Source organism: Streptomyces sp. LUP30 (assembly GCF_001746365.1).
Taxonomy (GTDB): Bacteria; Actinomycetota; Actinomycetes; order Streptomycetales; family Streptomycetaceae; genus Streptomyces.
Genome location: NZ_MJAJ01000051.1, coordinates 1 through 12,891, shown reverse-complemented (window position 1 = coordinate 12,891; position 12,891 = coordinate 1). Strand labels below are relative to the sequence as shown.

The 12,891-nt window shown below is 73.7% G+C and carries 13 protein-coding genes, 1 tRNA gene and 2 pseudogenes; 4 read left to right on the top strand and 12 right to left on the bottom strand.

All coding sequences use genetic code 11. The annotated features are described in order from the left end of the window. Positions 1–4: 4 nt before the first annotated feature. From BG482_RS31760 to murJ, 3 genes are all read left to right on the top strand, one after another. Positions 5–544, top strand: coding sequence for an NUDIX hydrolase family protein (locus tag BG482_RS31760; RefSeq protein ID WP_107450828.1), 540 nt, complete (start codon positions 5–7; stop codon positions 542–544). Between the two features lie 5 nt (positions 545–549). Then, a complete protein-coding gene (locus BG482_RS31755; protein ID WP_256096539.1) occupies positions 550–1,017 on the top strand; it encodes a (2Fe-2S) ferredoxin domain-containing protein in 468 nt (155 codons plus the stop codon). A gap of 226 nt (positions 1,018–1,243) precedes the next feature. Then, the gene (murJ, locus tag BG482_RS31750) at positions 1,244–2,887 is read left to right on the top strand and encodes a murein biosynthesis integral membrane protein MurJ (protein ID WP_069772646.1); all 1,644 of its coding nucleotides are present in this window, start codon (positions 1,244–1,246) and stop codon (positions 2,885–2,887) included. A 236-nt stretch (positions 2,888–3,123) separates the two neighbouring features. Here murJ and BG482_RS31745 read toward each other — a convergent pair. The 7 genes and pseudogenes from BG482_RS31745 to tdh all read right to left on the bottom strand — a co-directional run bounded on the left by BG482_RS31745 (position 3,124) and on the right by tdh (position 7,678). Then, positions 3,124–3,197, bottom strand: a tRNA-Pro gene (locus BG482_RS31745). Between the two features lie 111 nt (positions 3,198–3,308). Next, the gene (locus BG482_RS31740) at positions 3,309–3,668 is read right to left on the bottom strand and encodes an MmcQ/YjbR family DNA-binding protein (protein ID WP_069772645.1); all 360 of its coding nucleotides are present in this window, start codon (positions 3,666–3,668) and stop codon (positions 3,309–3,311) included. A 30-nt stretch (positions 3,669–3,698) separates the two neighbouring features. Further along, positions 3,699–4,229 (bottom strand): annotated as a pseudogene (locus BG482_RS31735) (GNAT family N-acetyltransferase). Between the two features lie 54 nt (positions 4,230–4,283). Further along, positions 4,284–4,340, bottom strand: a pseudogene (locus BG482_RS46270) (hypothetical protein); the annotation flags it as partial. Between the two features lie 101 nt (positions 4,341–4,441). Beyond that, positions 4,442–5,344: a LysR family transcriptional regulator gene (locus tag BG482_RS31730; RefSeq protein ID WP_069772644.1), complete on the bottom strand. Its 903-nt coding sequence runs from the start codon at positions 5,342–5,344 to the stop codon at positions 4,442–4,444. Positions 5,345–5,391: 47 nt separating this feature from the next. Further along, entirely contained in the window at positions 5,392–6,603 is a 1,212-nt protein-coding gene (locus tag BG482_RS31725) for a glycine C-acetyltransferase (protein ID WP_069772643.1), read from the bottom strand. A 46-nt stretch (positions 6,604–6,649) separates the two neighbouring features. Next, entirely contained in the window at positions 6,650–7,678 is a 1,029-nt protein-coding gene (gene tdh / locus BG482_RS31720) for an L-threonine 3-dehydrogenase (RefSeq protein ID WP_069772642.1), read from the bottom strand. A 292-nt stretch (positions 7,679–7,970) separates the two neighbouring features. Between tdh and BG482_RS31715 the strand changes: the two genes are divergently transcribed. Beyond that, positions 7,971–8,576 (top strand): GPP34 family phosphoprotein, encoded by a 606-nt coding sequence (locus BG482_RS31715; RefSeq protein ID WP_069772641.1) that lies wholly within the window; start codon positions 7,971–7,973, stop codon positions 8,574–8,576. 46 nt (positions 8,577–8,622) lie between these two features. Here the strand turns inward: BG482_RS31715 and BG482_RS31710 are convergent, their stop codons facing one another. From BG482_RS31710 to BG482_RS41710, 5 genes are all read right to left on the bottom strand, one after another. After that, entirely contained in the window at positions 8,623–9,192 is a 570-nt protein-coding gene (locus tag BG482_RS31710; protein WP_069772640.1) for a GAF domain-containing protein, read from the bottom strand. A 62-nt stretch (positions 9,193–9,254) separates the two neighbouring features. Beyond that, entirely contained in the window at positions 9,255–9,923 is a 669-nt protein-coding gene (locus BG482_RS31705) for an ATP/GTP-binding protein (RefSeq protein ID WP_256096538.1), read from the bottom strand. Next, positions 9,901–10,272 carry a DUF742 domain-containing protein gene (locus tag BG482_RS31700; protein ID WP_069772639.1) on the bottom strand — a complete coding sequence of 124 codons (372 nt, stop codon included), beginning with the start codon at positions 10,270–10,272 and terminating at the stop codon, positions 9,901–9,903. The genes BG482_RS31705 and BG482_RS31700 overlap by 23 nt, the downstream gene beginning before the upstream one ends. A gap of 2 nt (positions 10,273–10,274) precedes the next feature. Continuing rightward, entirely contained in the window at positions 10,275–10,706 is a 432-nt protein-coding gene (locus tag BG482_RS31695) for a roadblock/LC7 domain-containing protein (RefSeq protein WP_069772638.1), read from the bottom strand. Positions 10,707–10,777: 71 nt separating this feature from the next. Further along, positions 10,778–12,891, bottom strand: a 2,114-nt coding sequence (locus BG482_RS41710; protein WP_079142400.1) for an ATP-binding protein, incomplete at its 5' end; no start/stop codon positions are given.

Genomic DNA, 12,891 nt, shown 5'->3' with positions numbered 1-12,891 from the left:
AGCAATGTCTGACTTGACCGAAACCACTCCGGGTTGGCTGAGCGCCGACGAGCTCGAGATGGCGCGCGCCCGCATGCCGATCCTGTACGTCGAGGCCGTGCCCGTGCGCGTCGACGACAGCGGCGAAGTCACCAGCGTCGGCCTGCTGTTGCGGATCGGACCGGACGGCAACGTCAACCGGACCCTCGTCTCCGGCCGGGTCCTGCACCACGAACGCGTCCGGGACGCCCTGCTGCGCCACCTGGAGAAGGACCTCGGACCGGTGGCCCTGCCCCGCGTGCCGACCTCGCTCCAGCCGTTCACGGTGGCCGAGTACTTCCCCACGCAGGGCATCACGCCGTACCACGACCCCCGCCAGCACGCGGTGTCGCTGGCCTACATCGTGCCGGTCACCGGCGACTGCCGGCCCCGGCAGGACGCGCTGGACCTGGTGTGGTTCAGCCCCCAGGAGGCGGCGTCGCTCGCGGTGCAGAGCGAGATGCCCGGCGGGCACGGCTTCCTGCTGCGCCAGGCGCTGGCCCATGTGGGCCTCTCGGCGTCCTGAACGGCATGGGTGACGGGAAGACCGGCCGGCGGGCCGAACGCGTGACGTTGCCGTCCCAGCGCACGGCCGGCGGGCGGGCGGCGATCGGAGCGGCCGCCCGGCGGCCCTGCACCCTGGTCGTGTGCCGGGGCTGCTGCTGCGGCGTCGCACGCAAGCACCCCGGCTTCGACCACGCCTGGCAGCTGGAGCGGCTGCGCGCGGCCGCGGCGGCGTCGGGCGGCGGCTTCCAGGTCCGCACGACGGACTGTCTCGGCCCCTGCGACCAGGCGAACGTGATCGTCGTGCAGCCCTCGGCCGACGGACGCCGGGCGGGCGGCCGGGCCACCTGGGTCGGCTTCGCCATGGACGACGACTGCACCGAGGAGATCCTGGCATGGGCGACGGCCGGAGGCCCGGGCCTCGCGGCCCCGCCGGCCACGCTGGAGCTGCAGTTCATCAGCCCGCCCCGAGAGGGCCGCGTCCGCCGCCGCTGACGACGCCCGCCGGCGGCCCCGGTCCGCGGCCGGTCCCGGTCGGCGCGCCGCACAGTTCGCCTGGGCCGCCAGGGGCCGCACGGGCGACGGGCCGATGAACTCGTCGCCGAGCCGAGCCGACCCCGCCGACCTCCGCCGCGCTCCGCCGTCGTCCTGGACGACCCCCAACCAGTCGGCCGGGTAAGGGAGTTCGGAGATTCCGAGCTCGATGACGTAGGTTGACCGGATGGGCGCCCCGACACAACCGAAGATCGAGGAACGCACGGCGCGCAAGGGCGGGGCGGCCCGTTCCTCGGCGCTGATGGCACTGGGCACGGTCGCGTCCCGGGCGACCGGGCTGATCCGTCAGGTGCTCCAGGCCGCCGCCCTGGGCACCGGCCTGCTGGCCAGCACGTACAACACGGCCAACACCGTGCCCACCAGCCTGTACACCCTGCTGATCGGCGGCGCGCTCAACGCCGTCCTGGTACCGCAGTTGGTGCGGGCCAGGGCCACGCATGCCGACGGCGGCCGGGCGTACGAGCAGCGGCTCGTGACCCTCGTCGTGTCCGTCCTCGGCGTGGGGACCGTGCTGGCGGCGTGGGCGGCCCCGTTGATCGTCTCGCTGTACATGCGCGACACCCCGCAGACCCACGAGGCGTTCCGGCTCACCGTGGTCTTCGCCCGGTTCCTGCTCCCACAGATCTTCTTCTACGGCCTGTTCAACATCTACGGTCAAGTCCTCAACGCCCGTGAGCGGTTCGGCGCGATGATGTGGACGCCGGTCCTCAACAATGTCGTCCTGCTGGGCATGTTCGGCGCGTACCTGGGTCTGATGACCGTGCCGGAGCGGGTGGAGGACATCACCGCCGCACAGGTCCGGCTGCTGGGCGTCGGCACGACGGCCGGCGTCGCGGTGCAGGCCCTCGCGCTGGTCCCCTTCGCACGGGCCGCCGGGTTCCGGCTGCGTCCGCGGTTCGACTGGCGGGGCTCCGGCCTGGGATCCGGCGTCCACGCGGCCAAGTGGACCCTGCTGCTGGTGCTGACCAACCTCGTCTCGCTCACGGTGGTCACCAACTACGCCAACGCGGTCGACGAGAAACTGCCCCACGCCGGCGCGGGCTACACGGCCTACACGTACGCGCAGACCATCTGGATGCTGCCGCAGTCGGTGATCACCGTGTCCCTGGTGACCGCGCTGCTGCCCCGGATGAGCCGCGCCGTGGCGCAGGGGCGGATCGCGGACGTGCGGGCGGACCTGTCGCGCGGGCTGCGGGTGAGCGGGGTCGTCATCGTCCCGGCCGCGTTCCTCTTCCTCGCCCTCGGCCCGCGCATCTCCGCCCTGCTCTTCGCGCACGGCGCGGCCGACGCGGCCTCGGCACAGCCGATCGGGCACATGCTCCAGGCGTTCGGACTCGGCCTGATCCCGTTCTCCGCGCAGTACCTCCTCCTGCGGGGCTTCTACGCGTTCGAGGACACCCGCACCCCGTTCTTCATGGCGGTGTGGATGGCGACGGTGAACATCGCCCTGGCCACCGCCTGTCATCTGCTGCTGCCCGACCGCTGGTCGGTGACCGGCATGGCCGGGGCCTACACCGTGTCCTATCTGGCCGGTCTCGCCCTCACCGCCCGGGTGCTGCGCAGACGGACCGGGAGCCGGCTGGACGACGGCGCGCTGCGCCGCACCTACACCAAGCTGCTGGGCGCGGCGGGCCTGGCCGCGGCCGCCGGGTGGGCGGCCGACCGGGCCTGCGCGGCCCGGCTCGGCGACGGAACCCTCCCGAACGCCGCCGCCCTCGCCGCGGGCCTCCTCACCCTCTGCCTCGTCTACCTCGCCGTGGCACGGCTGACGAAGGTGGAGGAACTGCGCGAGCTGCGCGGGCTGCGCTGACCGTCCCGCGCATACCCGCCGCAGCCGGTCGGCGTCCAGGCGGCCCTTGTCCTTATGGGCCAGCCGGAGATCGGGCCTTCCGGGCGGCAAGCCGGCCTGGAGGCCCGCAGGCCGGGCGCCGCTCGAGCGTGTTCTGGCGGCGTGATGCAGTCACGGAGCATCGCCGGCCCCCGGGAATGGTCAAAGGCCGGTTTCGGATGTCTCCGAAACCGGCCCTGAACTGCGACTGTCTCCAGTCGGGACGACAGGATTTGAACCTGCGACCCCTTGACCCCCAGTCAAGTGCGCTACCAAGCTGCGCCACGTCCCGTTGCCCGTCTGACCTGGGGTTTCCCCTGGCCGAGCGCGCATGGAAACAATACCGCACTCGGGTCGATGGTCGCGCACCCGTTTCTCCCCGCCGCCGGGTGCCGGGACGCCGTCACTCTCCGGGGGGCCGGCCCAGTTCCGGATGCGCCTCCAGCAGATGCGGCGGGGCCGCCTGCCGCCAGGAGTCGGCGAGGATGTCGCGCAGTTCCTCCTCGTCCTCCAGGGCCGACAGCCGGGCCCGCACCCAGGCGAACTGCGCCTCGTGGTCGGCGATCCAGAACTTGCCGGGCTCGGCGAGCGCCAGTTCGTCGCGTTCCTCCTTGGGGCAGCGCACGGCCAGGGAGGTCTCTTCCTCGGGCAGCGTGGCGAACATCTTCCCCGCCACCCGGAAGGTGGGCATGCTCCAGGCGGTCTTCTCCGTGGTGTCCGGCAGGGACAGGGCGATACGGCGTACGTCTTCGGCGTCCGGCATGCTTCGCACGGTAGCGGCTGCCACTGACAGTCACTCGGCGGCGACGTGCCGGTGGTACAGGGTGGTGGGGCGGAGCGTCCCGGCCGGGCCGGCCGCGTAGCCGCGGATCACGCCTGCCCGGTCCGTCCGGCGGTGCGGTAGTGGTGTTCGGCCGGGCTGTCGGTCACGGTGCCCAGGGCGGCAGGGTGACGCCCACGGCTGCGGCCGCCCGCTGGGCCGTGGTGGGCAGGGCGCGGCGGGGACCCCGCCCGCGGGCGTCCCGGTGGACCATCAGCTGGACGAGTTCGGCGCGATGGCGGCTGTCGGGCTTGTCGGGGAAGGCCAGGCCGACGCTTCCCACGCCCCGGTGCCGTCCCGGGCCGCCCGGACGGCGGGCCGTCCCGCAGCCGCCTCCGCGGCCCGGCCGCGCCACCGGGCGACGGCCCCGGCCCGGTCGAGGGACGCGAGGAAGCCGACCGGGGCTCCTCCGCGTACCGTGTCGACCCTCCCGGCCGCACGGGCTGCTCGTCGGCGCGCACCAGCGGCGCGGGGCCGTCTCACCTCGCCGAGCAGCCGGGACATGGTCCGCCCGTCGGCGTCGCACAAGCGGTTGAGGAGCGGGCCCGTGGGACTGGTCTGCGCCCGCTCGGCGCGGGACAGGGTGGGTCGGCTGATCCCTGCGCGCGGCGCCAACTCCCCCAGCGACCGGCCGCGTTCGGCCCCGCAGATCGGTCAGGCGGGCGGCCGGACCGGCGGCCGGCCGCGCGTCGACGTCGTCCGGGGTTGTGGAAGCCTCACACCCGGGCCGCCTCGCGCAGCGACCGGAGCACCGGCCGGATCAGCGGATGCTCCTCGGAGCCCCGGCGCACGGCGGCGAAGACCCGCCGGGTGGGCGCCACACCGTCGACCGGGCGTACCACCACGCCCGTGAGGTCCATGCCGCGCAGCGCCGAACGCGGGACGAGCGCCACGCCCGCGTCCGCGGAGGCCAGGGCGACGACCGCGCGGAAGTCGTCCGAGGAGTGCTCCAGCCGGGGCTGGAAACCGGCGCTCTCGCAGGCCAGGACGACCACGTCATGGCAGGGGTTGCCGGGGTAGGGGCCGATCCAGCAGTCCTTGGCCAGCTCGGCGAGGGGGACCTCGGGAGCGTCGGCGAGGCGGTGCGTGACGGGCACCACCGCGTCGAAGGGCTCGGCGTAGAGCGGCACGTGCACGAGGCGCGGGTCGTCGGCGGCCGGGGCGCCGCGGTACTCGACCGCCACGGCGACGTCGACCTGGCGGTCGAGCACCATCGGCAGGCTGGCGTCGCCCTCGGCGTCCTGGACGCGGATCCTTATCCCCGGGGCGGTGCGGGCGAGCCGGGCCACCGCGGGGGCCACGACCAGCGCGATCCCGGTCGCGAAGGCGGCCACCGTGACCGTGCCGGCCGCGCCGGAGCTGTAGGCGGCCAGCTCGGCCTCGGCCCGCTCCAGCTGGGCGAGGACGGCGTGCGTGTGCGCGAGCAGGATCTCGCCGGCCGGAGTGAGCCGTACGCCCTTGGCGCCGCGCTCGACGAGCCGGTGGCCGGTCTCCTGCTCCAGCGCCGTCAGCTGCTGGGAGACCGCGGACGGGGTGAGGTACAGCGCGGCGGCAGCCGCCGTCACGGTGCGGTGGTCGGCCACCGCACGGAGGATGTGGAGCCGCCGCGCTTCGATCATGGGACCGATTATCGCAATATGTCCGGGCCGTTCGGACCGTCGGCGCTTCAGACCGCCGCGGGCCCCGCCTCCCCCAGTTCGGCCCGCGCCGCGACGAACGCGTCCACGGCCCGGTTCACGTCGTCCGTGGAGTGCGCGGCGGACAGCTGGACCCGGATGCGGGCCTGTCCCTGCGGCACCACCGGGTACGAGAAGCCGATCACGTACACCCCGCGTTCCAGCAGCAGCTCGGCCATCCGGCCCGCCTTCGCCGCGTCGCCGATCATCACGGGGGCGATGGCGTGGTCGCCGGGCAGGACGTCGAAGCCCTCGTCCGTCATCCGGCGGCGGAACAGGGCGGTGTTCTCGGCGAGGTGCACGCGCAGGTCGTCGGCCGACTCCAGCAGGTCGAGGACCTTGAGCGAGGCGGCCGCGATGACCGGGGCGAGGGTGTTGGAGAACAGGTACGGGCGCGAGCGCTGGCGCAGCAGGGCGACGATCTCCGCGCGTGCGGCGACATAGCCGCCGGACGCGCCGCCGAGCGCCTTGCCCAGGGTGCCGGTGATGATGTCGACGCGGTCCATCACGCCGTGCAGTTCGGGTGTGCCCCGGCCGCCGGGACCGACGAAGCCGACCGCGTGCGAGTCGTCGACCATGACCATCGCGTCGTAGCGCTCGGCGAGGTCGCAGATCTCGGCGAGGGGCGCCACGTAACCGTCCATGGAGAACACGCCGTCGGTGACGACCAGCCGACGACGGGCGTCGGACGCGTCCTTCAACTGCCGTTCCAGGTCGGCCAGATCGCGGTTGGCGTAGCGGAAGCGGCGGGCCTTGGACAGACGGATTCCGTCGATGATGGAGGCGTGGTTGAGCGCGTCGGAGATGACCGCGTCCTCGGGGCCGAGGAGCGTCTCGAAGACCCCTCCGTTGGCGTCGAAGCAGGAGGAGTACAGGATCGTGTCCTCCTGGCCGAGGAAGGCCGACAGCCGCGCCTCCAGCTCCTTGTGCACCTCCTGCGTCCCGCAGATGAAGCGCACCGACGCCATGCCGTAGCCCCAGCGGTCCAGGGCCTCGTGGGCCGCGGCGATCACCTCGGGGTGGTCGGCGAGGCCGAGGTAGTTGTTGGCGCAGAAGTTGAGGACCTCGCCCGGCCGGCCGCCGGCGGTGACGGCGACGGTGGCCGACTGCGGGCTGCCGATGACGCGCTCGGGCTTGTGCAGACCGGCGGCGCGGATCTCGTCGAGGGTGGCGCGCAGATCGTCGCGCACGGAGTCGAACATCAGGAGGCTCCTAAGAAATGCGGGAAACGCGAGAAACCGACGTGTCTTACGCGGTCCAGTCGAGGATGACCTTGCCGCCGCGGCCGCTCGCCGCGTCGGCGAAGGCCGCCTCGAAGTCGCGGTAGCCGTACCGGCCGGTGATCACGGGCGCGAGGTCGAGACCGCCCTCCAGCAGCACCGACATCGCGTACCAGGTCTCGAACATCTCCCGGCCGTAGATGCCCTTGATCGTGATCATGGAGGTGACGATCCGGGACCAGTCGACGGGGAACTCCTCGGCGGGCAGCCCCAGCATGGCGATCCGGCCGCCGTGCGTCATGTTGGCGATCATGTCGCGCATCGCCTCCGGCCTGCCGGACATCTCCAGGCCGATGTCGAAACCCTCGCGCAGTCCCAGTTCCCGCTGACCGTCGCCGATGGACGCCTGCGACACGTTCAGCGCGAGACTGGCGCCGATCTTGCGGGCCAGCTCCAGCCGCTCCTCGCTGACGTCGGTGACCATGACGTTGCGGGCCCCGGCGTGCCGGGCCACGGCGGCGGCCATCAGCCCGATCGGACCGGCGCCGGTGATCAGGACGTCCTCGCCGACGAGCGGGAAGGACAGGGCGGTGTGCACGGCGTTGCCGAACGGATCGAAGATCGCCGCGACGTCGAGGTCCACCGGGACCCGGTGCACCCACACGTTGGACGCGGGCAGGGCGACGTACTCCGCGAAGGCGCCGTCGCGGCCGACGCCGAGGCCGACGGTGGCCCGGCACAGATGGCGCCGCCCGGCGAGACAGTTGCGGCACTTCCCGCACACGAGGTGTCCCTCGCCGCTGACCCGGTCCCCCACGGCGATGTCGGGCACGTCCCGGCCGGTGTCGACGACCTCGCCGACGAACTCGTGCCCGAGCACCAGGGGCGTGCTGATCGTCTGCCGCGCCCAGCCGTCCCAGGAACGGATGTGCAGGTCGGTGCCGCAGATGCCGGTCCGGAGCACCTTGATCAGCACATCGCCGGGGCCGACGGCGGGCTCCGGGACGTCCGCGAGCCACAGCCCGGGTTCCGCCTTCTCCTTGACGAGCGCCTTCAACGCAACGGCTCCTGTGGTGAGGGCCCGGGCGCGAGCAGGCCGAAGCGCCCCGCATCCGGGAAGACGTGTGGATTCGCCGAGCAATCTGCCGCACTCGACCCGGCCGGGTCCATCGAGCTTTTCTTAAGCACCGCCACAGCTCTGCTTCACACGAGTGGTTCACCACCGGGGCGGGCTTCTCGCACACCACGCTGGGGCGTGCCACCCTGGACCGCAACCCGCACCGGGCCGACCGGCTGACCGGCCGGTCCACCCGAGCGGCCTCGCTGCGACCGACCGATGGGGAGCCCCGATGACGACAGCACGGGATCTGATGATCGTCGCGTTGGACGTGCCGCCCCTGCGCGATGTCGGGCAGGGGGATCTGTCGCTCGCCCTCGCGGGCGCGGAGGCGGTCGATCTGGTCAGGGCGGGGGCGTTCGTCCTGGACGGCGACCTCATCGTGCCCCGGCCGCCGACAAGGCCGCAGGACCCCCTTCTGGCCGAGGCCGAGTCCTCGTTCGTGCGCACGGAGCCGTACGAGTCGGTCGAGGACTGGCTGTGGCGCCGGGGCCGCGAGCTGGCGGCCGCCTACGCCGCCCGGCTGGCGGCGGACGGACTGGTCGCCCGGCCGCGCGCCCGGCTGCTCGTCGCCCGGTCCGCGCCGATGACACCCGTCGACTCGCCCGCGCATCGCCGCGCCACCGCACGCTGGGCGTCGGACGAGCCGGTCCTCGCCACGCTGGCCACGGCCCTCAGTCTGCGCGAGGAGCCGTCCGAGGGGTTCCCCGGGCCGCTGGACGAGGCGGTCGTGACGGTGCTGGCGTCGACCGGCGACGCGCTGGCCGAACTGCAGGCCGTACGGCAACGACGGTCCATCGAGGACGCGGGCTTCGACAACATGTGGCAGGCCCTCTGACGCCTCCCGGTCCGCCCGCTCGCGGTCCGGGCGCGCCCCCGCGCGCTCACGGCGCCGCCCTCTCGCGCTCCCGGCGCTGCAGCTGTCCCGCGAGATCGGCGGCCGTCGCCTTGATGGTCTCCAGGCCCGCCCTGCCCCAGGGCCGGGGCGTGAGATCGGCGACGCACACCGTGCCCAGCGCCATACCGGTCGAGTCGATGAGCGGGGCGCCGAGGTAGCTGCGGATGCCGTACTCGTCGACGACCGGGTTGCCCGCGAAGCGCGGGTAGTCGGCCACGTCCTCCAGGACCAACGCCTTGCGCCGCACCACGACGTGCGGACAGTAGCCGTACTCGCGGGGCAGCCGGCGGCCCATCTCGGGTTTGCCGCCCCGGGCGGCCCGACCGCCCTGCGGGGTGTGCAGCCCGGCGAAGAACTGCCGTTCCTCGTCGAGGAAGTTGACCATGGCGTAGGGCGCCGCGGCCACCTCGGCGAGACGGTCCGCGAAGGCGTCCAGGGCGGCCTCCGGCCATTCCCCGAGGCCGAGTCGGCGCAGCCTGCGCGCCCGGGCGGGAGCCTCCTTGTCCTCCGGCGTGAGCAGCAGACGACCGGCCGGACGCGGCGGGTCGTAGCTCATGGCCGGGCTCCGTCACTGTGGACGTACGTCATTTGCGGCTCCGGGGGCGTGGGATGCGGGCGTCACATGTGGGCGCCGCGGCTCGGCTGGGGTGCGGCCGGCGCATGGGCGATGAGGTGCTTGACGAGGGTGAGCAGGGTCTGGACGCCGGAGGCGGAGATCCGCGCGTCGCAGCGCACGACGGGGACGGACGGGTCCAGGTCGATGGCGGCGCGCACCTCCTCGGGGTCGTAGCGGTGGGATCCGTCGAATTCGTTGACGGCGATGATGAAGGCGAGTCCGCGCTCCTCGAAGAAGTCGACGGCGGCGAAGCACTCCTCCAGTCGGCGGGTGTCCGCGAGGATGACCGCGCCGAGGGCGCCCTCGGACAGCTCGTCCCACATGAACCAGAACCGCTCCTGGCCGGGGGTTCCGAACAGGTAGAGCACATGCCGGGGGTCGAGCGTGATGCGGCCGAAGTCCATGGCGACGGTCGTCTCGACCTTGTTCTCGATGCCGTCGAGGTTGTCGGTGGCGGCGCTGACGGTGGTGAGCAGCTCCTCCGTGCTGAGCGGCGCGATCTCGCTCACGGCGCCGACGAAGGTCGTCTTGCCGACCCCGAACCCGCCCGCGACCAGGATCTTCAGGGCGGTGGGAAAGGGATCCGGGCCTGTGTCGTCGTGTCCTCCATAGGCGCGGCTGTCGCCGTACCTGTCGTATGCGGCGCGGTCAGAGCTGTCGTCGTAGTCCATCGAGCACTGCCTCCAGTAGGGCCCGGTCGGTGGGGGTGTGGTGGAACTCGGGGGGCTTGGTGGTCAGCGCCCCGCAGTCGAGGAGGTCGGACAGCAGCACCTTGGTGACCGCCGCCGGCAGCTTCAGATGGGCCGCGATCTCGGCGACCGACACGGGCGCGCGGGTCAGGACGAGCGCCTGCGCGTGCTCGGGCCCGAGATACCCGAGGGGGGCCGCCCCCGTGGCTCTCACCTGCGACATGAGATCCAGGGCGACGCTGGGCCTGGTCCGGCCGTTGCTGACCGTGAACGGGCGCACCAGCCGCCCGGCCGCGTCGTCGAGCCAGGGCCCGTCGCCGGCCGCCGCCACGCTCAAGGTCCCATCACCGAGGGTTCGGCGTGCTGCCGGGGCGCGGTCATCAGATACGGCCGGACGCTCTTGACCAGCATCGACATCTCGTAGCCGAGCACGGCCGCGTCGGCCTCGCGCCCGGCGAGCACCGCGAGGCAGGTGCCGGATCCGGCGGTGGTGACGAACAGCAGCGTCGAGTCGAGTTCGACGACGACCTGCCGTACGTCCCCGCCGTCGCCGAACCGGACGCCGGCGCTGCGGCCGAGGGAGTACAGGCCGGAGGCCAGCGCGGCCATGTGGTCGGCGCTGTCGGGGTCCAGGCCGTGGACCGACTTCACGAGCCCGTCGCAGGAGAGCAGCACCGCGCTCGTGGTGTGCGGTACGCGCTGCACGAGGCCGCTCATCAGCCAGTCGAGATCGGATACCTGGCCGGTCGGCGCATCGCTCGCCATGGTGGATCGACTCCTTGGGGTACGAAGGTCTGCGGGAGCGCTGGGGGTGGGGGTGTTGATGCTCGCGGTGGTCATCCGGCCGGTGCGCTCCCGTCGTGCCGGGCGGTGGTCCGGTCGGGGCCGGGCCGGCCCCGTCCGTCGCGGGCGCCGTACGCCTCGGGCGGCGAGGCCGCGTGCCCGGGACGCGGAGCGGATATCCCGCTCCGGTGCGTCGGGCCGACGTCGCTGGACGGCGACAGGGGCGGCAGGAGCGGGACCGCTCCCGAAGGGCCGGGCGGGTTCGAGGGCGCCGACGCGGCGGGCGGGGGGAACGACGCCGGGTTCAGGGACCACGAGGACGGGGGCGACACCGGGGCCGAGGTCGGGTCCGAGGTCGGGAACGAGGGGGACGGCGGCCGCGTGGGGGCCTGCGGTTCGCCGGGCACGGGATGCGGGGACGGTTCCACTACGTCCGCCTCCAGGCTCTGCTGGGCCTCGGCCAGGCCGATGCCCCGCTGGAACGCCGCCATCAGGCCGGGGTCGTGACCCGCGGGCTGTTCGGTGTCCTGGCGCGGGGCCGGGCCGCCGCGCAGCTGGGGCACGAGGTGCTCCTGCGCCCGGCGGCGGGGCAGTTGGGGCCTGCCCATGGTTCCGCGCACCGGACCGACGCGCGGGGTGGGCGCGAGGCCCGCGTGCTCCTCGACGGCGGGGCGGTCGCCGTGCCGGATGCCGGGGGGTGCCTCGGCCGGGTTGGGCCGTGTCTCGCGCGCGCCGCGGACGGGCAGCGGCGCCGGTCGGCCGCCGTTCGCACGCTGCTCGTCCGGCGGCTGCGAACCGTGCTGGACCGGGTCAGCGGCGCCCTGCGTCCGCGAGGAGAGGGACGAGGGGACCGATGGAGGGGAGGAGGACGACGGGTGGGCGTCGGCCGCGTCCCAGGCTCGCGGCGATCCGCCCGACGGACCGGGCGACGGGAGCTGGGGCACGTGCGCGACGCCGAACGAGCGGCCCGCGCCGTCGCTGCCGTCCCGCGCGTGCGCCGGCGCCCCCTCACCGGTCGCCGCTGCCGAGGGAAGTCCCGCTCCGTCGGTGTCACCGGCCTCCTGCCGGCCGACGGGTGCGGGCAGGTCGCCCGGGAGCCGGTGCGCCGGCGCCGGGTGGTGGCCCGCGCCGGTGTGCTGCGGGAGGTGCGGGCGTGCGGGGTCGGTGGTGCGGCCGCCCTCGATCGTGGCGTGCGACCCGGTGCCGTTCGTCGGGGGGCGAGAGGCCGGCGGCAGGGTGGGCCGGCCCGGGGCCACGGCGAGCGGGCTCGGTCCGGGCACGAGGGACAGGCCGCCGCCGTCGCTGTCCGGTCCTCGGGACCCCGCCCCGGGGAGGTCGGGCGCGGAGCCCAGCAGCGCCTGCGGGACGACGAGGACGGCTTGCACGCCGCCGTAGATGTTGCTCTGCAGCCGGACCCGGATGCCGTGCCGACGGGCCAGCTGGGAGACGACGAACAGACCGATCCGGCCGTCGGCGAGAAGGCGGCCGACGTTGACCTGGTCGGGGTCGGCGAGCAGCGCGTTCATCCGGCCCGTCTCCTCGGCGGGCATGCCGAGGCCGCGGTCCTCGACCTCGACGGCGAGTCCCGAGGTGACGAGGTTGGCGCGCAGCAGCACCTGGGTGTGCGGGGCGGAGAACACCGTGGCGTTCTCGACCAGTTCGGCGAGCAGGTGGATGACGTCGGCGACGGCGTGACCGCGCAGTTCGCCGTCCACGGGCGGCACGAGCTTGACCCGCGAGTACTGCTCGACCTCGGCGATCGCGGAGCGCAGCACCTCGGTCATGGAGACCGGGTTGCTCCACTGCCGCCGTGAGACGGCGCCGCCGAGGACGGCGAGGTTCTCCGCGTGGCGGCGGATGCGGGTGGCGAGATGGTCGACGTGGAAGAGGCCCTTGAGCAGGTCCGGGTCCTCGATCTCGTTCTCCAGCTCGTCCAGGATCGAGATCTCGCGGTGCACCAGGGACTGCAGGCGCCGCGCGAGGTTGACGAACACCTCCAGCTTCTGTTCGCTGCCCGTCTGGCTGGACAGCTGTGCGGCCTGCACGACGGCGGTGACGGCCCCGTCGTGGGCGCGGGCCAGGTCGGCGGCGAGCAGCTCGAAGTCGTCGGCGTCACCGGGCGGGCCGCCGCGCGCCCGGCGCGCCGGCGGGGCCTCGCCGCGGCGCA